General features: G+C 68.5%; 23 protein-coding genes. 15 read left to right on the top strand and 8 right to left on the bottom strand.

Annotated features, from left to right (window positions below; genetic code table 11):
* From QNJ30_16000 to QNJ30_16025, 6 genes are all read left to right on the top strand, one after another.
* On the top strand, positions 1-258 hold a 258-nt coding region (locus QNJ30_16000; protein MDJ0944971.1), incomplete at its 5' end, for a cupredoxin domain-containing protein.
* Positions 258-1,556, top strand: coding sequence for a nitrous oxide reductase family maturation protein NosD (locus QNJ30_16005; protein MDJ0944972.1), 1,299 nt, complete (start codon positions 258-260; stop codon positions 1,554-1,556). The genes QNJ30_16000 and QNJ30_16005, both read left to right, overlap by 1 nt.
* Positions 1,557-1,561: 5 nt before the next feature.
* The gene (locus QNJ30_16010) at positions 1,562-2,488 is read left to right on the top strand and encodes an ABC transporter ATP-binding protein (GenBank protein MDJ0944973.1); all 927 of its coding nucleotides are present in this window, start codon (positions 1,562-1,564) and stop codon (positions 2,486-2,488) included.
* Positions 2,485-3,318 (top strand): ABC transporter permease subunit, encoded by an 834-nt coding sequence (locus QNJ30_16015; protein MDJ0944974.1) that lies wholly within the window; start codon positions 2,485-2,487, stop codon positions 3,316-3,318. The genes QNJ30_16010 and QNJ30_16015 overlap by 4 nt, the downstream gene beginning before the upstream one ends.
* Positions 3,319-3,320: 2 nt before the next feature.
* The gene (locus QNJ30_16020) at positions 3,321-3,959 is read left to right on the top strand and encodes a nitrous oxide reductase accessory protein NosL (GenBank protein MDJ0944975.1); all 639 of its coding nucleotides are present in this window, start codon (positions 3,321-3,323) and stop codon (positions 3,957-3,959) included.
* Entirely contained in the window at positions 3,956-4,957 is a 1,002-nt protein-coding gene (locus tag QNJ30_16025; GenBank protein ID MDJ0944976.1) for an FAD:protein FMN transferase, read from the top strand. Before QNJ30_16020 ends, QNJ30_16025 begins: the two co-directional genes overlap by 4 nt.
* A gap of 92 nt (positions 4,958-5,049) precedes the next feature.
* Here the strand turns inward: QNJ30_16025 and QNJ30_16030 are convergent, their stop codons facing one another.
* From QNJ30_16030 to torT, 4 genes are all read right to left on the bottom strand, one after another.
* Complete coding sequence (locus QNJ30_16030; GenBank protein MDJ0944977.1) at positions 5,050-6,144, bottom strand: adenylate/guanylate cyclase domain-containing protein; 1,095 nt, start codon at positions 6,142-6,144, stop codon at positions 5,050-5,052.
* 3 nt (positions 6,145-6,147) lie between these two features.
* Positions 6,148-6,540, bottom strand: a complete 393-nt coding sequence (locus QNJ30_16035; GenBank protein ID MDJ0944978.1) for a response regulator — start codon at positions 6,538-6,540, stop codon at positions 6,148-6,150.
* Positions 6,537-10,181, bottom strand: coding sequence for a PAS domain S-box protein (locus QNJ30_16040; GenBank protein MDJ0944979.1), 3,645 nt, complete (start codon positions 10,179-10,181; stop codon positions 6,537-6,539). Before QNJ30_16040 ends, QNJ30_16035 begins: the two co-directional genes overlap by 4 nt.
* A 106-nt stretch (positions 10,182-10,287) precedes the next feature.
* Positions 10,288-11,490: a TMAO reductase system periplasmic protein TorT gene (torT, locus tag QNJ30_16045; protein MDJ0944980.1), complete on the bottom strand. Its 1,203-nt coding sequence runs from the start codon at positions 11,488-11,490 to the stop codon at positions 10,288-10,290.
* Positions 11,491-11,860: 370 nt separating this feature from the next.
* Here torT and QNJ30_16050 point away from each other — a divergent pair, with 370 nt between their 5' ends.
* The 8 genes from QNJ30_16050 (at position 11,861) to QNJ30_16085 (ending at position 18,875) form a co-directional block, all read left to right on the top strand.
* Positions 11,861-13,297, top strand: a complete 1,437-nt coding sequence (locus QNJ30_16050) for an MATE family efflux transporter (protein ID MDJ0944981.1) — start codon at positions 11,861-11,863, stop codon at positions 13,295-13,297.
* Positions 13,298-13,327: 30 nt separating this feature from the next.
* Positions 13,328-13,711 carry a cyclophilin-like fold protein gene (locus QNJ30_16055; GenBank protein ID MDJ0944982.1) on the top strand — a complete coding sequence of 128 codons (384 nt, stop codon included), beginning with the start codon at positions 13,328-13,330 and terminating at the stop codon, positions 13,709-13,711.
* A gap of 6 nt (positions 13,712-13,717) precedes the next feature.
* On the top strand, positions 13,718-14,026 hold the full coding sequence (locus tag QNJ30_16060) for a cupin domain-containing protein (GenBank protein MDJ0944983.1): 309 nt from the start codon (positions 13,718-13,720) through the stop codon (positions 14,024-14,026).
* A 233-nt stretch (positions 14,027-14,259) separates the two neighbouring features.
* A complete protein-coding gene (locus QNJ30_16065) occupies positions 14,260-15,072 on the top strand; it encodes a DUF4132 domain-containing protein (protein ID MDJ0944984.1) in 813 nt (270 codons plus the stop codon).
* A 119-nt stretch (positions 15,073-15,191) separates the two neighbouring features.
* Complete coding sequence (locus QNJ30_16070) at positions 15,192-16,364, top strand: MlaE family lipid ABC transporter permease subunit (protein ID MDJ0944985.1); 1,173 nt, start codon at positions 15,192-15,194, stop codon at positions 16,362-16,364.
* Between the two features lie 2 nt (positions 16,365-16,366).
* The gene (locus tag QNJ30_16075; GenBank protein ID MDJ0944986.1) at positions 16,367-17,155 is read left to right on the top strand and encodes an ABC transporter ATP-binding protein; all 789 of its coding nucleotides are present in this window, start codon (positions 16,367-16,369) and stop codon (positions 17,153-17,155) included.
* A gap of 3 nt (positions 17,156-17,158) precedes the next feature.
* A complete protein-coding gene (locus QNJ30_16080) occupies positions 17,159-18,184 on the top strand; it encodes an MlaD family protein (GenBank protein ID MDJ0944987.1) in 1,026 nt (341 codons plus the stop codon).
* Positions 18,156-18,875 carry an ABC-type transport auxiliary lipoprotein family protein gene (locus QNJ30_16085; protein ID MDJ0944988.1) on the top strand — a complete coding sequence of 240 codons (720 nt, stop codon included), beginning with the start codon at positions 18,156-18,158 and terminating at the stop codon, positions 18,873-18,875. The genes QNJ30_16080 and QNJ30_16085 overlap by 29 nt, the downstream gene beginning before the upstream one ends.
* A gap of 71 nt (positions 18,876-18,946) precedes the next feature.
* Here the strand turns inward: QNJ30_16085 and QNJ30_16090 are convergent, their stop codons facing one another.
* The 4 genes from QNJ30_16090 to QNJ30_16105 form a co-directional block, all read right to left on the bottom strand.
* Entirely contained in the window at positions 18,947-19,561 is a 615-nt protein-coding gene (locus QNJ30_16090) for a GYF domain-containing protein (protein MDJ0944989.1), read from the bottom strand.
* A 120-nt stretch (positions 19,562-19,681) separates the two neighbouring features.
* Complete coding sequence (gene nthA / locus QNJ30_16095) at positions 19,682-20,299, bottom strand: nitrile hydratase subunit alpha (GenBank protein MDJ0944990.1); 618 nt, start codon at positions 20,297-20,299, stop codon at positions 19,682-19,684.
* A complete protein-coding gene (locus QNJ30_16100; protein ID MDJ0944991.1) occupies positions 20,296-20,598 on the bottom strand; it encodes a nitrile hydratase subunit beta in 303 nt (100 codons plus the stop codon). Before QNJ30_16100 ends, nthA begins: the two co-directional genes overlap by 4 nt.
* Positions 20,599-20,603: 5 nt before the next feature.
* A complete protein-coding gene (locus tag QNJ30_16105) occupies positions 20,604-20,942 on the bottom strand; it encodes a nitrile hydratase subunit beta (GenBank protein MDJ0944992.1) in 339 nt (112 codons plus the stop codon).
* Between the two features lie 196 nt (positions 20,943-21,138).
* On the opposite strand from QNJ30_16105, the gene QNJ30_16110 reads away from it, so the two are divergent.
* Positions 21,139-21,951 carry a hypothetical protein gene (locus tag QNJ30_16110; protein MDJ0944993.1) on the top strand — a complete coding sequence of 271 codons (813 nt, stop codon included), beginning with the start codon at positions 21,139-21,141 and terminating at the stop codon, positions 21,949-21,951.
* Positions 21,952-22,318 lie beyond the last annotated feature (367 nt).

Genomic DNA, 22,318 nt, shown 5'->3' on the forward strand with positions numbered 1-22,318 from the left:
AGCCTGGAGAAGTTCACGGTCAAGCAGGGCGACGAGGTCACGATCGTCATCACCAACATCGACGACGTCGACGACCTGACCCACGGCTTCACCCTGGCCAACTACGGCGTCGCCTTCGAGATCGGCCCGCAGGCGACGGCCTCGGTCACCTTCACGGCGGACCGGCCGGGCGTGCACTGGTTCTACTGCCAGTGGTTCTGCCACGCGCTCCACATGGAGATGCGCGGCCGCATGCTGGTCGAGCCGCGCGCGGTGTGATGTCCCCGCGCGGCCCAGAATACGCGGGCCGGCCGGCGGTCAGGACCTTCCTGGCCGCCGGCGGGCTGGCCCTCGGGCTGCTGTCGCCCTGCACGGCGATCGGCGCCGAGCGCGAGGTCCGGCCCGGTCCCGAGACCTTGCGGCGGGCGGTCGCGCGGGCCGCCCCCGGCGATGTTCTGATGCTGCGGCCTGGGCTCTACCGGGGCGGTGTGGTGATCGACCGGCCGCTGACCCTGCTCGGCGATCCCGGCGCGACAGTGGACGGGGGTGGCGCGGGCAGCGTGATCACGGTCTCGGCCCCCGACGTCGTGCTGCGCGGGCTCACCCTGGTCAACTCCGGCGAGAGCCTCCAACGGGAGGACAGCGGGGTCTTCGTCGACACAGAAGGCGACCGGGTCCTGATCGAGGACAACCGGCTGAGCGGCAACCTGATCGGGGTCTTCCTCAAGGGGCCGGAGGACGCCCGGGTGCGCAACAACAGCATCCGGGGCCGCAGCGACCTGCGCATGAACGAGCGGGGCAACGGCGTGCAGCTCTGGAACACGCCGGGCTCGGTGGTCGAAGGCAACGACGTCCGCTTCGGCCGGGACGGCATCTTCGTCACGACCAGCCGCGGCAACGCCTTCCGGAACAACCGCTTCCGCGACCTGCGCTTCGCCGTCCACTACATGTACACGAACGACAGCGCGGTGACCGGCAACGTCTCCCGGGGCAATCACGCCGGCTACGCCATCATGTTCTCCCATCGCCTGGAGATCCGCGGCAACCTCTCGGAGGGCGACCGGGACCACGGCCTGCTGTTCAACTACGCCAATTCCTCGCGGATCGAAGGCAACCTGGTGCGCGGCGGCGCCGAGAAGTGCGTCTTCATCTACAACGCGAACAAGAACGCCTTTCGCGGCAACCGATTCGAGGGCTGCGGCATCGGCATCCACTTCACCGCCGGATCGGAACGCAACGAGATCGCGGGCAACGCTTTCGTCGACAACCGGACCCAGGTGAAGTACGTCGGAACGCGCGACATCGAATGGTCGGCGGGGCAAAGGGGCAATTACTGGAGCGACAATCCCGCCTTCGACCTCGACGCCGACGGCATCGCGGACCGCCCCTACCGCCCGAACGGCCTGGTCGATCAGATCCTCTGGCGCGATCCCCTCGCCAAGCTGCTGCTAAACAGCCCGGCGGTGCAGGTGCTGCGCTGGGCCCAGTCGGAGTTCCCGGCGCTGCACCCGGGCGGGGTCCGGGACTCGGCGCCGCTGATGCACCCGCCCGCGATCGCGCCGGCCGGGGAGGGTTGAGCGCCATGCGAGCCCCGGACGCCATGATCGCCCTCGACGCCGTCTCCAAGCGCTACGGCGGCAAGGCGGTGCTTCACGAGGTGAGCCTCTCGGTCGAACGGGGGGAGTGCCTGGCCCTGGTCGGCCACAACGGCGCCGGCAAGACGACCCTCTTCAAGCTGATGCTCGGGCTGACCCGGCCGAGCGCCGGCCGGGTCCTGGTCGAAGGCGAGGACCCCGCCGGCAGGGCCGCGGTCGCGCGCCGCGCCGCCATCGGTGTCTTGCCGGAGAGCGTGGCCTTCCACAACGCCATGACCGGGCGGGAAGTCCTGGCCTTCTACGCCCGCTTGAAGGGGCAGAGCCCGAGCCTCTGCGACGGGCTGCTGGCGCGCTTCGGCCTCGGCGAGGCCGCGAAGCAACGGGTCGGCACCTATTCCAAGGGCATGCGCCAGAGGCTCGGGCTGGCGCAGGCGGTTATGGGGGCGCCCCGCTTGCTGCTCTTCGACGAGCCCACCTCGGGCCTGGATCCCGTCTTTCGGCAAAGCTTCTACGACTTGCTGTCGCGCCAGCGCGACCTCGGCACCACGGCGATCATCTCCTCCCACGCGCTCACCGAGATCGAGGCCAGGGCCGACCGGGTCGCGATCATGAACCACGGGCGGCTGGTCGCCTGCGGCAGCCTCGAGGCGCTGCGCGACGGCGCCAGGCTGCGGACCCGCCTGCGGGTCACCGTTGCGCCGGGCGAGACCGGCCGCCTGGCCGAAGGGCTCGGCGCCTTCGCCGAGATCGAGCAGATCAACGAACGGACCTTGGAGCTCACCTGCCCGACAAATGACAAGATGGAATTGCTTCGGCGGATCACCGAGCTCGGTCCGGCGGTCGAGGACATCGACATCCGGCCCCCGAGCCTGGAGGAGATCTACCAGACCTTCGCCACGGGAGAGGGGCGGTGAAGGCGCTGCTGATCCTCGCCGCCAAGGAGCTGCGCGACGGCCTGCGCAATCGCTGGGTCGCGGCCGCCATCCTGCTGCTGGCGACCCTCGCCCTGTCGCTGGCCACCCTCGGCTCGGCGCCGGTCGGGACGGTCAAGGCCGGCGCGCTGAGCGTGACCATCGCGAGCCTCTCCAGCCTGACGGTCTATCTCCTGCCCCTGATCGCCCTGCTGCTCGCCTACGACGCGCTGGTCGGCGAGGCGGAGCGCGGCACCCTGCTGCTGCTCCTGGCCTATCCGGTGGCGCGCTGGCAGGTGGTGCTGGGCAAGTTTCTCGGCCACCTGGCGATCCTGGCGGTGGCGATCCTCGTCGGCTATGGCGCGGTGCTACTGGGCCTGGCCCTGACCGGAAAAGGAACGGCTGCGGCCGGCGAGTGGCAAGCCTTCGGCGCCATGATGGCCAGCTCGCTCCTCCTGGGCGCGGCCTTCCTCGCCCTCGGCTATCTGCCCAGCGCCCTGGTCCGGGAGCGCGCCACGGCCGCGGGGGCCGCGATCGGCCTCTGGCTGATCTTCGTGGTGCTCTACGACCTGACGCTGCTCGGCCTGCTGATCGCGGACGAAGGCCAGAGGATCGGGCAGGCGCTGATATCGACCTTGCTGGTCGTCAATCCCACCGATGCCTATCGGCTCTTCAACCTCGCCGGCTCGGACGGCGTCGGCCAGGTCTCCGGCATGGCGGGGCTGGCTTCGGCGGGCGGTTTCGCCCCCGCGACGCTGCTCCTGGCGATCCTCGCCTGGGTGGCCTTGCCCCTGGCCGCGACGGTCCTCGTCTTCCGCAAGAAGGAGATCTAGCGATGCGGCGCGCAAACAGGGGACTTGTTCTCCCGGCCCTGCTCCTCCTGGTCGCGGCCTGCGGCGAAGAGCAGATAGCCGAAGCGCCGCCGCCGGCCGAGCTGACGCGCGACGCGATCGGGCACTACTGCAACATGATCGTGCAGGACCACGCCGGGCCGAAGGGCCAGATCTTCCTGTCCGGCCAGCCCGAGCCGATCTGGTTCAGCTCGGTCCGCGACACCCTGGCCTTCACCCTGCTGCCGGAGGAGCCCAAGGACATCGCGGCCATCTACGTCAACGACATGGGCCGGGCGAGCTGGGACGAGCCCGAGGCCGGAACCTGGATCGAGGCCAAGGGCGCCTGGTACGTGATCGGCAGCACGCGACAGGGCGGCATGGGCGCGCCCGAGGCCGTGCCCTTCTCGCAGCGGGCCGATGCCGAGGGCTTCGCCGCCGCTCACGACGGCCGGGTCGTCGCCTTCTCGGAGATCCCGAGCGACGCCATCCTGGGGGAGGTGCCGGAAGTCCAGCACGGGGCGGGCCACGAGCAAGCCGGAGCCGCGACGCCGGACATGCCCGGTCCAGGCCGGCATCACGTCGAAGAGGCCGGATCGCAGGCCGGCCACCGGCATCACAGCGGGGAGCAGGTTCGGGAATGAGAACAAAGGGACCCCCTAGTCGCCGGCGCTTTCTGCGCATCGCGGCGGCGGCCGCCGGGCTCGGGCTGCTCGGGCCGAGCGCGCGGGCCAGCCAGGTCGAGTTCCAGACCTGGAGGGGCACGGCGCTCGGCGCCCAGGCCTCGATCCGCCTTTACCATTCGGACCCGAAGGTGGCCCGGGCCTTGATCGAAAGGGCGCGGGCGGAGATCGAGCGGCTGGAGCAGATCTTCAGCCTCTACCGGGCGGACTCGGCCGTCTCCGTCCTGAACCGCCAGGGCCGCATCGAGGCGCCGCCGCTCGACTTGGTGCGCATCCTGGCCGAGGCGCGGCGCTACAGCGCGCTCACGGAGGGCGCCTTCGACGTCACCGTGCAGCCGTTGTGGCGGGTCTACGCCGCGTACTTTTGGCAAGGGAATGGAACGGCCGAAGGCCCCGACCCGGCCGCGATCGCCGCCGCGCTGGAACGCGTCGACCATCGCGCCGTCGCGGTCGACCCGGCGTTCATCGCCTTCGAGAAGCCGGGCATGGCGATCACGCTCAATGGCATCGCCCAGGGCTACATCACCGATCGGATCGCGGAGCTCCTGCGCTCCGCGGGCCTCGAGGACGTCCTGATCGACCTCGGCGAACTGCGCGCCCTCGGCCGGCACCCGGACGGCCGGCCCTGGGAGGTCGGGTTGAGCGACCCGCGCCAGAGACGGCGACTGCTCCGCCGGCTCGCCCTCGACGACGCGGCCCTGGCCAGCTCTGCGGGCGCCGGCACGCGCTTCGACGGCGAAGGGCGCTTCCACCACCTCTTCGATCCCCGGCTGGGGCGGAGCTCCAACCGCTACCTGGGCCTTTCGGTCAGGGCACCCACCGCCACCCAGGCCGATGCGCTCTCGACGGGTCTGTTCCATCTCGATTGGGACCGGCTCGCTGCCGTCGTCCGCCGGTCCCTCGGGATCGAGGCTTTCGCCCTGCTTCCCGACGGCGAAGAGCGCCACTTGCCGGGCTGAGACAGGGCGACATCGCAGGATCGTCCCAAGGTCCGGTCCCCGACCCACGATCGCGGATCGCCGGCAGTATGGTCGGTGGGGAGTTGGGCTCCCTAAGGTCGGCGCAGGGCGAAGATCTGGATCTTACTGCTGCGGCCCTTGACCTCCTGATCGCCGGCCGGCTCCAGACCCTCGAGCACCGCCGGATTTTCCTCGCCGGCCTCCTGGCGGATCCGCTCGATCAGCGCCTGGCTGACCACGAGGTCGGTGTCGAGCTTGCGGGTCAGGCCTTCGAGGCGGCTCGCGCTGTTCACCGTGTCGCCGATGACGGTGAAGGCCATGGAGCGCTCGCTGCCGATGTCGCCGAGCACCGCCGGACCGTAGTGCACGCCGATGCCCATGCCGATCGGCCGCTCTCCTGCGGCCGCGCGCTGCTGGTTCCACTGCTCGAGGGTGCCGATCATGGCCCGGGCGCAGGCCAGCGCGTCGCTGGCGTCCCGGGGCCCCGTGTCGGGGGTCCCGAAGGTCGCGAGCGCGGCGTCGCCGATGAACTTGTCCACGGTGCCGCCGTGCTCGAAGATCACCGCCTCCATCCGGCCGTGGAAGCCGCGCAGCATCTCCATCACGTCGGCCGGCGAGAGGGATTCGGAGATGGCGGTGAAGTCGCGGATATCCGTGAAGAGCACGCCGATGTCCTGCTGCCGCGGCACGCCGAAGGGCTGGTCGCGCGCCGCCAGGGTCTCGACCATCTTCGGCGAGAAGTAGCGGGCCAGGTTGCCCCGGGCGCGCTCGGCCGCCATCCGGTGCTCGATCGCCTCCTTGAAGACGTCGAGCTGGTCGAGGGTCTTCTTCATGGTGATCAGCAGGTCGTGGAAGTCGATCGGCTTGGTGACGAAGTCGAAGGCGCCACGGTTCATCGCGGTGCGGATGTTGTCCATGTCGCCGTAGGCCGAGATGATGATGGTCCGGAGATTGTCCTCGAACTCGCCGAGGTGCTCGAGCAGGGTCAGGCCGTCCATGCGCGGCATGTTGATGTCGCTGACCACCAGGTCGATATCCGGATCGTTCTTGACCCGCTCGAGGGCCTCGACGCCGTCGTTGGCGAAGTGGAACTCGAACTCGCCGTGGCGGATCTCCCGGCGGAACTTCCGCTTCATCAGCTCCTGCAGGTCCGCCTCGTCGTCGACGACCAGGATCTTGGCAGACATGACTCAGCTGCTCCTCTGCGCGATCATCTCGGAGATTTTGGACTTCAGCTCGTCGAAGTCGAGGGGCTTGGTCAAGAAGTCGCTGGCGCCCGCCTCCAGGGCGCGGCGGCGGCTTTCGTCGTCGCCATAGGCGGTGATCATGGCGACCGGCAGGTCCGGCCAGAGCGTCTTGACTTCCGTCAGCAACTCCAGGCCGTTCATGCCCGGCATGTTGATGTCGGAGAGGATCAGCATCATCTCGGGCCGGACGCCCGCCGTCAGTTGACCCAGGGCATCCTCCCCGGACTCGGCGAAGTGCATGACGTAGTCGCCGCGTCGCAGCTCGCGCCGGAAGCGTCGCTTGAAGAGGTCGACCACGTCGGGCTCGTCGTCGACCACCAGGATCGAAACCGTCATCTGCCCTCCATCTTGCTCGCTTGCGCGCCCCCGTTGGTCGGCTGCCGCGGCAGGGTGATGGCGAACTCGGTGAAGGCGCCCGGCTCGCTCTCCACGTCGATCCGCCCGCCGTGCTGCTGGACCACGATGTCGAAGCTCATCGAGAGCCCCAGCCCCGTCCCCTCCCCGGTCGGCTTGGTGGTGAAGAAGGGATCGAAGAGCTTCTCGCGCACCTCCTCGGGCATCCCGGTGCCGTTGTCGCGGATCCGGATCTCGACCTCACGGCCCCGGTTCTCGGTCCGCACTTCGACCGTCGGTGTGTAGCCGTCGGGTCCCGCCGCCTTGCCGCGCGCCTTGACGGCGTAGAAGGCGTTGCTGAAGAGGTTGACCAAAACCCGGGTGATCTCCTGCGGCACCAGGTCGGCGGTCCCGGCCGCCTCGTCCAGGTGTTCCTCCATGGTCACCTGGAAGCTCTTATCGCGCGCCCGCTCGCCGTGATAGGCGAGATTGAGCGCCTCGTCGACCAGGTCGTTGACCGTGGTCGCCACCCGCTCGGCGCCGTCGCCGCGGGCGTGCAGCAGCATCGACTTGACGATGTTGTCGGCGCGCTTGCCGTGGTGGTTGATCTTCTTGAGATCGCCCTTGAGGGTCCCGACGATGTCGTCCAGGTCGTCGCGGGCCTCGTCGTCGAGCTTGTCCTGGATCGGCTCGATGACCTCGCCGAGCTCGTCGAGCAGCTCGACCGAGGTCTCCGAGAAGTTGTTGACGAAGTTGAGCGGGTTCTTGATCTCGTGGGCGATGCCGGCGGTGAGCTGGCCGAGGGAGGCCATCTTCTCGGTCGTCACCAGCCGCTCCTGGGCCTTCTTCAGATCGGCCAGGGCCGCCTCGGCCTGCTCCTTGGCGCGGCGCAGCTCCTCCTCGGCCTTCTTGCGCCCGGTGATGTCGGTATGGGTGCCGATCATGCGGACCGGCTTGCCGTCCTCGTCGCGCTCGGTCACCTTGCCGCGCGACAGGATCCAGACCCAGTCGCCGGTCTTCGACTTGAGCCGGAACTCCTGGACGTAGGCGGCCGCATCGGGCTTGAGGGCCTGTTCGACGTTCGCCATGACCCTGGGCGCGTCGTCCGGATGCAGCAGTCGCTCGAAGGTGCCGAGGTTCCAGTCCAGTTCCTCCAGCTCGTAGTCCAGCATGCGCGCCCAGCGCTCGTCCCAGTACACCTCGCCGGTCGCAACGTTCAGGTCCCAGAGCCCGTCACCGGAGCCTTCCAGCGCCAGGTCCAGGCGCTCCTTGGTCTGCTGGATCTCGAGCTCCGCCTCCTTGCGCGCGGTGATGTCCCGGATGGCCCCGGAGACCAGGAGGCCCTCCTCGGTCTCGATCGGGCTGAGGCTGATCTCAATGGGGAACTCGCGGCCGTCCTTGGTCACGCCGTGGAGCTCCAGGCCCGAGCCCATGGGCCGGACCCGGGCATCGGCGAAGAAGGCCTGGCGGTGCTGCGGATGGCGCTCGCGAAAGCGCTCCGGAACCAGGAGCTCGACCTTCTGGCCGAGCAGCTCCTCGGTCGCATAGCCGAAGAGCTTCTCGGTCTGCTGATTGGTCTGGACGATGCTGCCCTCGGCATTGACGATCACGGTGGCGTCGGGCGCGGACTCGAGCAGGGACCTGAAGCGGTCCTCGGCCTTCTTGCGCGCCGTGATGTCGTAGAGCCAGCAGAGCCTTGCGGGCTTGCCCTCGAAGTTGATCCGGAACAGGGAGACCAGGACCCAAAGGCCGCTGCCGTCCGCGCGCCGCATCTGGATTTCCGCATCGTGCAGGAAACCGTCGCGCTCGAGCTGTGCGATGTGGCGCTGGCGAATCGCCGGGTCGAAATGGAGGACTTCCCCGGTCTTGCCGAGCAGATCTTCCTCTGCGTAGCCGAACATCTCACCCAGCCGGGGATTGGTGAAGATGATTCGTCCGTCGGCCTCATGGACGACGAAGGCGCCCATCGGGCTCTCGGCCAGAATGGAAATGAGGCGTTCCTCGCTCGTCCTCAGCGCCTCCTGGATCTGCTTGATCTCGGTGATGTCGGTGATGACGGTCACCATCTTGTTCCCCGGCGCGGGTTGACGCCTTAGTTGCAGGTAGCGGCCCGCCGGGGTGACATCTTCGAATGTGCTGGAGTCCCGTGACTTGAAGGAGTCTAATCTGCGCTGCAGGACTTCCTCCGGGCTTCCGTCGCCAATCAGGATGCCCTGCTTCAATTCCTGGCGTAGTACATCTTCCATCGAAGCGCCGGCAACGACCATGCCATCCGGATGCCCGTAAAGTGCCCCGTAGCGCTCGTTCACCAGGACCAACCTCAGGTCCTCGTCGACCACGAAGATGGCTCCGGGCATGTAGTCCATGGCCAGGCGAAGCTGGGTTTCCTTTTCCGCCAGGATCTCTTCGGCCTGCTTGCGCTCGGTGATGTCGGTCACGACCGCGACGGTTCCGCCGTCTTCAGTGGGTTGGCGCTGGAACTCGACGATCCGGCCGTTGGGAAGCCGTTCCTCCACCCGTACGTCCTGAGGGTTGCCGTAGCTCTCGATCCGCTGCTCGACGAGCTCGTCGATATCGCCCGGTCCGTAGTCGCCGCGCTCGGCCCTGGCTCGCACCGGATCGCGGAGCGATCCGCCACTGCGTATCGTCCCTTGCGCCAGTCCGTAGATCTCTGAATAGCGGTCGTTGTAGACTCGGAAATTGAGATTCTTGTCGGTCATGAACATGCCGCCCGGCATGTTGTCGAGCGCGAGCCTGAGTTCCGCCGTGCGCGCTTGCACCACTCGAGCGATCTGTTGGTTCTGGCGCAGAAGGAAGGTGATGAAGAGGGTCAGCAGGACCGTCGCCAGCGCGCCGCCGAACAGCACCATGTCGGCGCGTGTCGAGCCCTTGCCGCCCTGGAACCCGGCGGTGATGTCCCAGAGGAAGTTGAACCTGGCGCCACCGACGACCCCGCGGATGGTGTCGGTCACCAAGGTGCCTTCCGCCGCTTCGCCGGAACCGAAGAGTAGGGCTGCCGCCTCCGGCGCCTCGGCGGCGGTGCTGGCGAACAACCGGAGCTCTATACCCTCGAGCACCTGGGTCTTGAACAGGCCGTCGACCATCTGGGTCAGGTCGACGATTCCCAGGACGACATAACGGTCCTCTGGCCGCACCACAGCGATGGCCGGCACCAGCCAAGCGGTCCCGATCTCGTCGCGGTAGAGGCTGCCGATCACCGCCTGGCCGGGGCTTTCTAGGGCGGCCGACACTGCCCGGGCGAGCGCCGGGTCCTCCGCCAAGTCGCTGCCGACCGAAAGTCGGCCTTCCTCCGCGATGGAGTGGATGACCTGCCAAGTCTCGCCGCCGATGATGTCCGCAGGCAGGACGGCGACCAGCGCGGAGGGGAAGAAGTCCTGCTGGTTGTCCTCCAGCAGGCTGACCGCGTCCCAGAACTCGTCGTCGGAGACCTCGGTCGAACTCTGGTAAAGGGTCGCCATCGCGTGAACGGGCGTGACCGCGGTCTCAATCCACTGCAGCAAGGTCGCGGTCAGCCGGCCGGCCTCTGTATCAGCCCTGTCGTCCCAGACTTCGACCGCCGCCGTTCGGATGTCGCGGCTGATGAAATAGGTCCCACCGAGGCCGGCCACGAAGACCAAGGCCAAGAGCGCGCCCGTAAGCGGGGACAGCCCGGCCCGGGCAATCTTGCCGTTTCTCGGCTTTGCAGTGGCGCCTTTGGAAGAGGTCCCGGACACGCGAAGCGGCTTCGGATCAATTGACGTCGAAGGTCGCTTTGAAGCCCTTGGGCGCCAGCGACGTGGAGAGGTCGAAGTCGTTCAGGCTTTCCCGGTCGGTGACCACGACTACGGGCCCGACGTGCTTCAGGTAGGGCTCGCCCTCCAGGATGCGCACGGCCTGATCCAGGCCGATGCGCGCCTGAATCGCAGGCAAGTCGCTCGGCGCGGCGACGATGGTGCCGCGCTTGAGGCCGCGATAAACCCCTGGCCCGAAATAGTACGACAGGATTTCGGTTTTACCTTTCAGGCGCTTGCGCCGGACGATGCCAACGGCAGCTTCAGCCGTCACTGCGGTGCCGACGATGTAGTCCACGTTGGGATGTGCCTCCAAGGCGGTTTCCACCAGTGCGCCTTGGGTCTTCTTGCCAGTATCGCCGTAAGTTGTTGCCAGGATCTCGATGTTTCCTCCTCTGAGCGCAGCCTTGAAGCCTTGGTCGCCGCGGCTCACCCATCCCGCGCCCTTGGGACCTGGGAACCAAAGAACCCTCACCGGATCGGCTGAATCCTTGTGCCGCTCGAACAGGTAGCGGCCCACGGCAAAGCCGTTGTCGTAGAAATCACCTAGGGATTTCGCAGCCACTTTCGGGAAAGAGACGCCGTTGATCAGGTCGATGACGGGAATGCCCGTGGCGTGGGCCTGCTCGAGCGTCGGATTCAGCTTGTCGAAGTCGATCGCGCTGACGATGAGGGCGTCGGGCCGGTCCGCCAGGCAGGCCTCGATCTGCTTGATCTGTCCTTCAAGGTTGTCGTAGCCGCCAGCCTCGAAGAGGTTCAGGGTGACGTCCAGGCGCTTGGCCTCGTCCACAAGGCCGTAGTTGACCCCCAGCCAGTAGGCGTCCTTGAGGTGGGGGATCGAGACGCAGATCTTCCATTCGCGGCTCGCGGCCGAGAGCGGCTCGTAGCTTTGCTTGCTCCGGGGGCTCGCCGTGTCGAAGGGCGGATCCCAGACCCAGACCGGGATCGGCGACCAATCGGCCGCGGCCGCCGGCAGCGGCAATGCAAGCAAAAGGGCGATCAGCCCGGTCGTGGCGACCCGCCGCGCGAAGCCTCGGGGCCGGGGATCGCGGTCCCGATCCGGCGTCCTCATGGCAGCCTCCCGGAATGCCGTTTCATGCCATGGCTCGAGACCACGACGATGCGTTCTACGGATCGCCGGCGCCCGCCGATGACCGTCCACGGCGGCGCCCGGCCGGCCGCCAAGCGCTCAGCCTGCTTCTGTGGGGCCAAGCCTCTCTCCTCCCGAGCGGGAGTCTATCGAAGCCGCGGGCCCGAATCCATGCCACAACGCGACAGCTGAAATCACCAATTCGTGCCGCTTGACCCCCGTCGTCGCGCACCGCTATAAGCAGCGCATCATGAGCACGCGCTTTCACCTGATGTGCCGATCGGAGTCGATCGGCAGCCCGGTCCTCCCGGCCGGGCTCTGACGCGCGCTCCTCCTCCCTCCCTTTTCGGACTGACAGCCTTTAGATCGGAGCGCGCCTTTCGGGGGCGCCGCTCGATGTTCCTTCGCCGGCGCCTCGGATTTCTCCGGGGATTTTCAAGCGATGGACTCGCTTCAAGACACAGCAAAGCTGAGAGACGCCCCGCCGGTGCCGGCCGGACCCTGGCGCCGCGAAAGCGCCGCGTTGCTTCGCCTGGCGCTGCCGATCATCCTGACCGGCCTGGCCGACATGGCGATCAACGCCACCGACATCGTGATGATGGGCTGGCTCGGCCCGCAGGCGCTGGCGGCCGGGATCCTGGGCGGCCACTTCTATGCCTTCCTGCACTTCTTCGCGCTCGGGACCCTGGCCGCGGTCGCGCCGATGATCGCCCAGGCCCTGGGCGCCCGGCAGTTCCGGATGGTCCGGCGCTCGGTCCGCCAGGGACTCTGGGTCGCCCTGACCCTGGCCCTGCCCGGGGTCGTCGTGATCCTCAACGCCCGGCCGATCCTCGAGGTCCTGGGCCAGTCGACGGCGCTGACCCCGCTGACCGAATCCTACCTGGACGCCCGGGTCTGGGGCTATCTGCCCGGGCTCTGGTTCCTTGTGCTCGCGCATTTCTGCGCCGCGCACTCCCGGCCCCGGGCGATCCTCTGCGTCACCCTGGTCGCGATCGCGGTCAACGCCCTGGGCAACTACGGCCTGATGTTCGGCAACTTCGGCCTGCCGCGCCTGGAGCTGGTCGGGGCCGGGATCTCCAGCGCCCTGGTCGACGGCTTCGCGGCCATGGCCCTGCTGGCCTTCGTTCTGACCGACCGGCGCTTCCGCCGCTACCGTGTCCTGGGGCGGATCTGGCGGGCCGACTGGGCCCGCTACCGCGAGATCTTCCGGATCGGCCTGCCGATCGCCGGGACCGTGCTCGCCGAGATCGGCCTCTTCCTCGGCTCCAGCCTGCTGCTCGGCTGGCTCGGCGAGGCCCAGCTCGCCGGCCATGCGGTGGCGATCCAGTGCGCCGCCATCGCCTACATGGTGCCCTACGGCCTGGGCCAGGCGGCGACCGTGCGGGTCGGCCTGACCGCCGGCGCGGGCGACGCCGCCGGCGCGGCCCGGGCCGGCTGGACCGCGCTCGCCTGGGGCTGCGGTTTCATGGTGCTGCCGGCCCTGGTGTTCTGGCTCTGGGCCCGGCCCCTGGTCGGCCTCTTCCTCGACCTCGCGGACCCGGCGAGTCGGGCGGCGCTCGACTTCGCGGTCGCCTTCCTGGGGATCGCGGCCGTGTTCCAGCTGGTCGACGGCGCCCAGTGCATCGCCAACGGCGCCCTGCGCGGCCTCAAGGACACCCGGATCCCCATGCTGCTGGCCTGCGTCAGCTACTGGCTGGTGGGCTACGGCGCGGCCCTGGTCTTCGGCTTCCAGCTCGGCTGGGGCGGGGTCGGGGTCTGGGTCGGCCTGGCCTTCGGGCTGGCGACCGCGGCCTTGGCCCTGACCTGGCGCTTCCTCGACCGGCTGCGGGCGCTGCGGCCGGCGCGACTCGCGCTGTCGAATCCGCAAACGGGGGTGTAGACTGGTGCCCTCACTCGGGAGGAAGGACACATGCCGCGACGGGCCCGCATCACCATCGGCGAGGTCGCGCTGGAGGTGGAGCTGCTGGAGACGCCGACCGCGGCGGCGATCTGGTCTGCCCTGCCTTTCGAGTCCGAGGCCCTGACCTGGGGCGACGAGGTCTATTTCTCGACCCCGGTCTCGGTGCCGCGGGAGCCGCAGGCGCGCAGCGTGGTCGAGGCGGGCGAGATCGCCTTCTGGACCGACGGCGACGCCATCGCGATCGGCTATGGCCCGACCCCGGTCTCGCGCGGCGACGAGATCCGGCTGGCCTCGCCGGCCAACGTCTGGGCGGCCGCCCTGGGCGACGTCCGGGCCTTCGACGCGGTCGAGGCCGGGGACGAGGTGCTGGTCGAAGCCCTGTCGGGGGCCTGAGCGGCCATGTCGGAGGAGATCCTGACCCTCGCGCGCTTTCCGGCGCCCCCGGACCGCGACGCGGTGGCGGCGGCCTGGCGGACGCGGGGCTTCTCCTGCCACAGCTTCGTCGATCCGCCCGGGCGGCAGTGGCTGGACTTCGTGCACGACTGCAACGAACTGGTGACCGTGGTCGAGGGCCGCCTGAAGCTGGAGGTCGCCGGGCACAGCGTCGAGGCGGGGCCGGGGGACGAAGTCTTCATTCCCCGCGGCGCCCGGCACTCGGTCTTCAACGTCGACGCCGGCACCACGACCTGGCTCTTCGGCTACGACTGATCCGCGCCGACGACTCCACCGGGTCCGGTCTGTGAGATTTGTCACAACCCTCGGCTGCGATACTTGACATCCTGTTAACCCAAGGATGCTAGCTTGGTGGACTGAGGCAGCGCCGCCTCGGATCCGGGAGAGCCAGCCGGGGCGCCGTGGTTAGCGATTCGTGACAACCGGGTTTCCGGCCAGAGACCGGGGCTTTTCGCCGCGGTCCCTTGGTCTGGGTCGAGGGAGGCGAAATGACGGCAGATTCGGCGTCCTCACGGCGACGCTCGGGGCGCGGCAGCTGCTCGCCTTCGACCCTCGACTCGGTGGTGTCCGACAGAGATCGTCTGTCTCGCAAGCTGGAGTCCCTCTTTCTCGCCCGGCAGCCGCTGACCTACGCCGCCTGGCGGGCGGACTATGCCGAGGACGCCTCGATGGCGCCGGTCACCGCCAGCCTGATCTGGAGCTTCGAGTGCCGCGGTGCGCCCTGCAGCGGCATGCTGGCCGGCGAAAGCCTCGAGGGTCTTCAGGATCGCAAGATAGAGACGCCTTCGCCGAAGGCCGGAGTCGCCCTCTGGCATCCAGTCATGGTCTCCGCCGAGGAGGTGCTGGCCTGGCGGCACCGCCTGCAGGCCCTGGAGATCAGCCAGCCCTTCCGCCAGGCCCACCGGGAGAGCTATGCCCTGACCGAGGCCGACCGGCGCACGGGCAGCTATTCCAAGCGCTTCGCCGCCCACATCCTCGACCAGGAGAAGTTCGCCGCGCTCTGCCGGCAACGCGGCTGGGCCTACGACCTTCAGGGCGTGATCGGCGGCTTCAACGTGCCGACCCTGGTCCTCGAGGCCTGGGGCCTGACCGCCGAGTTCTGGATCGAGCCCCTGGCAACGGCGGGGCCGGCCCTTCCCGCCCGCCTTCCCAATCTGACCACCGATCAGGTCTGCTTCCGCGACCTAGACGGCGAACGCCTGCCGCTCGCTTCGGTTCCCGAGGTCGTTTTCTCGGAGGTCCTGCGCGACGTCGACTTCTTCGTCACCGGGGCGAGCGTCGGCAACGACGGGACTCTCTGAGCCGGCGGTCGCCGGGATTTCGGCGCCGGGGCGCCTTGCCTGTAACCGCTTGAACTTCCATTGCATCAAAGTTCCGCTATGCTGCCCGAGCGGCATGCCGGCGTGCAGGAAGGGAAGCCTTGGCAAGCTTGAGCGAGGAGGCGGGGAGAGACGCGGCCCTTCGGCCGGCCGGACCGGTCGAGGTGCGGGAGCAGGCGGGCGGCCGGGTGCTGATTCTGCAGGGCGACTGGACCGCGCCGACCCTCGTCGCCTGCGAGCAGGCACTCTCGGCGCAGCCGAAGGGCGGGGCTGAGCGGCTTCGCTTCGATCTCGCGAACCTGGCCCGCATCGACACGGCCGGCGCCTGGCTGATCCAGCGCGAGGTCAAGGCATGGGAAGACGCCGGGACCGCGGTCGAGGTGACCGGCGCGACCGAGGCCGTGGCCACCCTGCTGGCCACGGTCACCAGCCATGACGTCGAGCACCCGCCGATCGAGCCGCCCTACGTCAACCCGGTCGTCGCGATGATCGAGCGCCTGGGCGCCGGGACCTTCTCGGTGCTGCGGGCCGCGACCGAGCTGGTCAACTTCCTAGGGCTGCTGGTGGTGACCCTGGCCCGCTGCCTGGTCCAGCCGCGACGGCTCCGGGTGGTGTCCATCGTCAGCCACGTGGAATCGACCGGGCTCGACGCCCTGCCGATCGTCGGGCTGCTCAGCTTCCTGATCGGGATCGTCCTCGCCTACCAGAGCGCGGACCAGCTCGCCAAGTTCGGGGCCCAGATCTTTACCGTGAACATCGTCGGCATCGCCATGCTGCGCGAGATGGGTGTCATCCTGACGGCGATCATCGTCGCCGGCCGTTCCGGCAGCGCCTTCACCGCGCAGATCGGCACCATGAAGGTGAACCAGGAAGTCGACGCCATGACCACCATCGGCCTCGATCCGATCGAGGTGCTGGTCGTGCCCCGGGTGATCGCGCTGTCGATCATCCTGCCGCTGCTGACCTTCTACGCCATCCTCATGGGCCTGCTCGGCGGCGCGGTCATGGCCAACGCCGCCCTGGACATCAGCTTCGTTCAGTATCTCCGGCAGCTGAACGCCGCGGTCACCCTCGGCTCCTTCTGGTTCGGCGTCCTCAAGGCCCTGCCCTTCGCCTTCGTCATCGCCATGGTCGGCTGCTTCGAGGGCCTCAAGGTCAAGGGAGACGCGGCCTCGGTGGGCGAGCAGACGACCCGCTCGGTGGTCGAGGCCATCTTCCTCGTGATCGTGATCGACGCCGTGCTGTCGGTCTTCGCCTCGGTGGTCGGGATATGAGCGTGCGGCAGGACGGCCTCGTCATCCGGGTGAGCGGCCTGCGCACCCAGTTCGGCCGGCAGGTGATCCACGACGGCCTCGACTTCGAGGTCCGGCGCGGCGAGATCATGGGCATCGTCGGCGGCTCGGGCACCGGCAAGTCGGTGCTGCTGCGGACCATCATCGGGCTGATCACGCCGGCCGCCGGCCGGATCGAGGTCCTCGGCCGCGACCTGGGCGCGCTGACCGACCGGGAGCGCCTGGAGATCCAGCGCCGTTGGGGCGTGCTGTTCCAGGACGGCGCGCTCTTCTCCTCGCTTACGGTCGGCCAGAACATCGCGGTCCCGATGAAGGAGCACCTCGCGCTGCCGCCGGCGCTCAGCGCCGATCTGGCGGCGCTCAAGATCCACATGGTCGGCCTGCCGCCCGAGGCCTGCGGCAAGTATCCCTCGGAGCTGTCCGGCGGCATGCGCAAGCGCGCCGGCCTGGCGCGGGCGCTGTCGCTGGATCCCGATATCCTGTTCCTCGACGAGCCGACCGCGGGCCTGGACCCGATCGGCGCGGCCAACTTCGACCAGCTGATCCTCGACCTGCGGGGCGCCTTGGGCCTGACCGTGGTCATGGTGACCCACGACCTGGACAGCCTGCAGACCATCTGCGACCGGATCGCGGTGCTGGTTGACAAGAAAATCAAGGTCGGCACCATGGCCGAGCTGATGGAGGACCCCCACCCCTGGATCCAGGCCTATTTCCGCGGGCCGCGCGGACGGGCGGCCCTGGGAGAGTCTGCGGCCGAGCACATGGGGGTGTGACGTATGGAGACCCGCGCCAATTACCTTCTAGTCGGCAGCTTCGTCCTGGCGCTGGCCCTCGGCCTGATCGGCTTCGTGATCTGGCTGGCCAAGGTGCAGTTCGACACCCAGTTCTCCCGCTACGACATCTACTTCGAGAGCTCGATCACGGGTCTGCAGGTCGGCGGCCAGGTCAAGTACCGCGGCATCACCGTCGGCGAGGTGACCTCGATCACGATCGACCCGAGCGACGTCACGCGGGTGCTGGTCACCATCGAGGTCGAGGCCGACACCCCGGTCCGCGAGGACACGGTCGCGACCCTGAACCTGCTGAGCCTGACCAGCGGCGCGCTGTTCATCCAGCTGACGGGCGGATCCCACGTCTCCCCGCCGCTGATCGCCAAGCCGGGCCAGCGGCTGCCGGTGATCAGGTCCGAGCCCCTGGCCTTCGACAAGCTGATCGGCAGCATCGACGACATCCTGATTCAGGTGGCCGACATCCTGAACGCGGAGAACCGCCAAGCCATCTCGCAGACCCTGCAGAACGTTGCGACGATCACCGCCGCCCTCGCGGAGCGGCGCGAGGAGATCGACCAGCTGATCGCCGACGCTTCGGCGATGACCGCGAGCCTGCGCGGCGCGGCGGAAAGCGTCGAGACCCTGACGAAACGGCTGGACCGCACCGTCGGCGGGGTTCTCGAGCAGGCGGAGGCGGTGCTCGGCGCCTTCGAGGAGGTCGCGCGCAACATGGACGGGGTCATCGAGGAGAACGCGGCCAACATCGAAGACACGATCGACGACCTTCGGGACATGGCCGACGGCCTGCGCAAGCTGTCCGAGGAAGCCAAGGCCCTGGTCGCCGAGAACCGCGGGCCGATCCGCGACTTCACCGAGACCGGCCTCTACGAGCTCTCGACGCTTCTGACCGAGGCGCGCGAGCTCGTCGTCTCCTTCAAGCGCGTGGCGACCGAGGTCGAGCGCGATCCGGCGCGCTTCCTCTTTGGCGATCAGCAGCAGGGCTATGAAGCAGGCTTGGACACCGCCCAGTAGCCGGCGGGGGGCCGGTCCCGCCGGGGGACGCCGCCGAGGATCGAAGACGGGGGTCCCGCGGCGGCGGATCCTGAGTCTGGCGGCGGCCGGGCCCCTGGCCGCGCTGGCGGCGGCCTGCGAGCTTTCGGTGCCGGGCCAGGGCCCGCCGCCCAACCTCTATCGCCTGACGCCGAAGAGCCGCTTCCGCGACGACCTGCCCGTGGTCGACTGGCAGCTGATCCTCGAGCCGCCGATCGCCGACGCCAGCCTGAACACGACCCGCGTCGCCCTGCAGCGGGATCCGACGCAGCTGGAGTACTACGCCCGCTCCAGCTGGACCGACCTGGCGCCGCAGATGGTCCAGACCCTGATGGTCGAATCCTTCGAGAACTCGGGCCGGATCGTCTCGATCGGCCGCGAGGCCATCGGCCTGCGCGCGGACTTCGTCCTCAAGTCGGAGCTGCGGGAGTTCCAGGCCGAGTACTTCCAGGGCGGCAATCCCCAGGTCCGGGTCGCCATCAACGTCAAGCTGGTGAAGATGCCGAAGCGGGCCATCGTCGGCTCGACCAACTTCGAGCACCTCAGCCCGGCCGAGGCCGACAACATGCCCGATATCATCGCCGCCTTCGATGAAGCCCTCGGCAAGGTCCTGCGCCGCCTGGTCGAATGGACCATCCTGACCGGCGAGGACAATTCACAGCAGACGGCCTGAGCCTGATGACCGGCCTTGGGGACTCCTCCTAGGGCACTATCCGAGGCGATTCCATCTGATCGCACAATGCCTTAGAGGAAGGCTTTGGGGTCTTCGATGGGTTCTTCCCTGGCGAGCAGCAGCCAGCCTCTGATGGCGCGGTAGACCACCCACAGCCACGCGGCGAGCAGGAACAGCCAGCCGATGAAGAAGATGGCCGTGAAGCTGCCGACCAGCGCCACCGGCAGGGCGATCCAGAAGGTCCGGATCTGCCAGACGTAGTGCGATTCCAGCCAGGTGCCGCGGGCGCCCGCGCGGTTCACGTGGGCCAGTATGGCGCCGATCACCACCAGCGGCGCCGAGACCCCGAGGAGCAGCGAGGCGTAGAGGCCGTAAGCAACGTGTGCCCAGAGGGAGTCGGGCGCCCCGGACGCCACCATGGCGGCGTCCCGCTCGGCCGGGGCGGTCTGTGGCGGCGGCGCCGCGCTGCCGGGCTGGCGATCGAAGAGCGGCGCCAGCTCGGGGTCGTCGCGGGCGATCCGCCAGTCGTCGCTGCCCGCCCGGGACAGCAGGGAATGCGGGCTGATCCGGCCTTCTCCGAGGTAGCGGGCGATCTCGTCACGGCCGTAGGGGCCGTGGCTCCCGTCGCCGACCTTGAGGAACCACCGGGTTTCGCCTTCTTCGAAAGCCTGTTCCGCTGTGCTCATGATCCCCTCTTTCCCGGCGCGCCCTACCGCGTCACCGTCGGCCGTCTTCGCGCCGTTCCCCGAAGATTTGGGGTCGGGTCGCCCGGGAATCCAGGTCCGAGACAGTGGTTTCCTTATGATTCAGTGACTTGCGCTTGCCTTCGGCAGCGTCACGCCGATCATGGCGTCCCGGGTCACCAGCGCGGCGAGCCTGTCCTCGTCCCAGCCCTCGGTGCCCGCCGGGCGCTGCGGCAGCACCATGTAGCGCATGTCGGCGGTGGAGTCGTGGACCCGGACCTCGACCTCCGACGGGATTTCGGTGCCGAACTCCCGCAGCACGGCGCGCGGTTCGCGGACCACCCGGGAGCGGTAGGGGCGGGCCTTGTACCAGTCCGGCGGCAGGCCCAGCAGGAAGCGGGGGTAGCAGGAACAGAGCGTGCAGACGATGACATTATGGACTTCCGGGCCGTTCTCGACCACGACCAGGTGCGTCGGCCCCATGTCGATGCCCAGCTCGGCGCAGGCGGCCGAGCCGTCGGCCAGAAGGCGGGCCTTGAACGCGGGGTCGCACCAGGCGCGCGCGACCACTCGGGCGCCCTGGGCCGGGCTGCGCGCATCCATGGCCTCGACCGTGGCGCGGACCTCGTCGGCGGTCAGGACGCCCTTCTCGATCAGCAGCTCCCGGACCGCGGTCTCCATGACCTGGTAGTAGCTGAGCGGTCCGCCCTGGTCGGGCGGCGGCGTGTGATCGTGGCTCATGGCGCGCTCTTACCTCCCGACAGGGGTTCCAGCCAATGCTCGTAGATCTCGACCTCGACGCAGTCGCCGTCCCGCCCCCGGTAGTCCGGCCAGATCTCGCCCTGGGCGAAGCGGACGCGATAGAGCGGGCGGGCCGGGAGGCCGTCGCGGCCGTAGGCCAGCTCCTCCGGGTTGGGAAAGCTGCCGCAGATCCGCTCGATGACGCCCGCCTTGCCGCGCACGTAGGTCGGGGTGCGCAGGTGGCCCGGCGGATGGGCGAAGTGGACGCGGACGCGGTCCCCGGGGGCGAAGCGGGCCATGGCGGTCAAGACCGGCTGTCCGGATCGGCCGCCTCGCGGCCCTCGACCTCGGCCATCTTGCGGCCGAGTTCCTCGCTGGTCAGGACGCCCTTCTCCAGCAGGTTACCGGTCACCGAGGCGATCCAGCGCTCGTAGTAGGTCATCTCCTCGTAGGCGGTCTCGCCGAGCTGCTCGATCCCGCGGCGCAGCTCGTCGACCCGCAGCAGGCGCCGCCGCTTGTCCGACAACAACACCAGCAGGGCGTCGACCCGCTTCTCCCAGAGCGCGTAGTCGTGCTCGCTGCGTTCCACCTGCCCGGCCGGCAGGCCGCCCATGTCGTGGACCCCGCGCCCCGGCTCGCTCATCGCCTGCCTCCTGTGTTGTGCCTTCAGATTGCCCCAGCGATCGTGACCGTACAAGCGGGCGTCGCGGCTGTTCCGGGGGTTTACCCGGCCTTAACCGCAATTGCCGAAACTCTTGGATCCGCGGGCGCCGCGGTCAGGCGGCCGCCGGCGGCCAGGCAATCCCGCGACACAGATTGGGTGATCAAAGATGGGCAGCATGTGGACGGGAGCGCTCGGCGAGCTCGAGACCGAGGTGCTTTCCAGCGGATCGATCAGCGCCGAAGGCGTCTTGAAGCTGCGCCGGAAGATCTACGGCGACGGTGAGATCAAGCAGGACGAAGCCGACTTCCTGTTTCACCTGAACCAGAAGAGCGACGGTAACGATCCCGCCTGGGACGAGTTCTACGTCGAGGCCCTGACCGACTACTTCGTCTGGAAGCGCGGGCCGAACGGCGCCCTGAACGACGACGATGCCCGGCAGCTGATCGACCGCATCGGCGGCGACGACATGATCGAGCATCCGACCGAGCTGAAGCTGCTCAGCAATATCCTCTATCGGGCGCAGAGCGTGCCCCAGAGCCTTTGCGTCTTCGCCCTCAAGGCGGTGCGCGACAGCGTGCTCTCGGACAATCCGAAGGTGATCGGCGCGGGCCGCCAGCCCGGGGTGATCGACTCCGAAGACGTGCAGATGATCCAGCGGATCATCTACGGCATGGGCTCCGACGGCGGCATCGCGGTCGACAAGGAGGAGGCGGAGCTGCTCTTCGACCTCAACAACCGCAGCGCCAAGGCGGCCAACGACCCCTCCTGGACGACCCTCTTCGTCAAGGCGATCACCATGTATGTCCTCTTCAAGGGCGACTCGCCCAACCGGATCGACCAGGACGAGGCGGCCTGGCTGATCGCCCATATCGAGGCGGACGGCCAGCACGACGCGGCGGAGAAGGAGCTCCTGGCCTATCTGAAACGCGAGGCGGAGTACATTCACAGCGACCTCGATCCGCTGCTGGCGAAGCTCGGGGTCGAGTGATCGCCAGACCTCGATAGAGATTTCTGCAGGGGAAGCGGGGGCGGTCGGGCTCGGGCTCGGCCGCCCTTCTTCCGTCCGGGACGCCTGGTTTCGATCGCCTTGGCGGTGGTCCGAACACGGCCCGGCGCGGCGACGGAACTCCAGAGAAGAGTTTGGTTTGCGGCGGCAGGGCTGTTAATCTCTTGCTAACAATAACCCGCAAGAATTCCGTTGCCGCAGGCCGCAGCGACGGATGCCGGTTCTCTGGCGGAACGGCAGGGGTGCGAGGAACAGCGAAGTGGCGGACGGCGCAGTGCCTTCCCAAAATGCCGCCACAATCCTCGCGCAAGCTCAACCGCAGTCGACCGGCCTTGCCGGGGCCTTGACG

This window comes from Kiloniellales bacterium (assembly GCA_030066685.1).
In the GTDB taxonomy this organism is placed as follows: domain Bacteria; phylum Pseudomonadota; class Alphaproteobacteria; order Kiloniellales; family JAKSBE01; genus JAKSBE01.

Excerpts from the sequence above, each read along its gene's own strand:
- QNJ30_16035 (MDJ0944978.1), bottom strand. The coding sequence starts at position 6,540 with ATGACGGTTTCGATCCTGGTGGTCGACGACGAGCCCGACGTGGTCGAC.
- QNJ30_16020 (MDJ0944975.1), top strand. The coding sequence starts at position 3,321 with ATGCGGCGCGCAAACAGGGGACTTGTTCTCCCGGCCCTGCTCCTCCTG.
- QNJ30_16060 (MDJ0944983.1), top strand. The coding sequence starts at position 13,718 with ATGTCGGAGGAGATCCTGACCCTCGCGCGCTTTCCGGCGCCCCCGGAC.
- QNJ30_16080 (MDJ0944987.1), top strand. The coding sequence starts at position 17,159 with ATGGAGACCCGCGCCAATTACCTTCTAGTCGGCAGCTTCGTCCTGGCG.
- QNJ30_16025 (MDJ0944976.1), top strand. The coding sequence starts at position 3,956 with ATGAGAACAAAGGGACCCCCTAGTCGCCGGCGCTTTCTGCGCATCGCG.
- QNJ30_16105 (MDJ0944992.1), bottom strand. The coding sequence starts at position 20,942 with ATGAGCGAGCCGGGGCGCGGGGTCCACGACATGGGCGGCCTGCCGGCC.
- QNJ30_16065 (MDJ0944984.1), top strand. The coding sequence starts at position 14,260 with ATGACGGCAGATTCGGCGTCCTCACGGCGACGCTCGGGGCGCGGCAGC.
- QNJ30_16090 (MDJ0944989.1), bottom strand. The coding sequence starts at position 19,561 with ATGAGCACAGCGGAACAGGCTTTCGAAGAAGGCGAAACCCGGTGGTTC.
- QNJ30_16010 (MDJ0944973.1), top strand. The coding sequence starts at position 1,562 with ATGCGAGCCCCGGACGCCATGATCGCCCTCGACGCCGTCTCCAAGCGC.
- nthA (MDJ0944990.1), bottom strand. The coding sequence starts at position 20,299 with ATGAGCCACGATCACACGCCGCCGCCCGACCAGGGCGGACCGCTCAGC.
- QNJ30_16085 (MDJ0944988.1), top strand. The coding sequence starts at position 18,156 with ATGAAGCAGGCTTGGACACCGCCCAGTAGCCGGCGGGGGGCCGGTCCC.
- QNJ30_16050 (MDJ0944981.1), top strand. The coding sequence starts at position 11,861 with ATGGACTCGCTTCAAGACACAGCAAAGCTGAGAGACGCCCCGCCGGTG.
- QNJ30_16030 (MDJ0944977.1), bottom strand. The coding sequence starts at position 6,144 with ATGTCTGCCAAGATCCTGGTCGTCGACGACGAGGCGGACCTGCAGGAG.
- QNJ30_16005 (MDJ0944972.1), top strand. The coding sequence starts at position 258 with ATGTCCCCGCGCGGCCCAGAATACGCGGGCCGGCCGGCGGTCAGGACC.
- QNJ30_16100 (MDJ0944991.1), bottom strand. The coding sequence starts at position 20,598 with ATGGCCCGCTTCGCCCCCGGGGACCGCGTCCGCGTCCACTTCGCCCAT.
- QNJ30_16110 (MDJ0944993.1), top strand. The coding sequence starts at position 21,139 with ATGTGGACGGGAGCGCTCGGCGAGCTCGAGACCGAGGTGCTTTCCAGC.
- QNJ30_16055 (MDJ0944982.1), top strand. The coding sequence starts at position 13,328 with ATGCCGCGACGGGCCCGCATCACCATCGGCGAGGTCGCGCTGGAGGTG.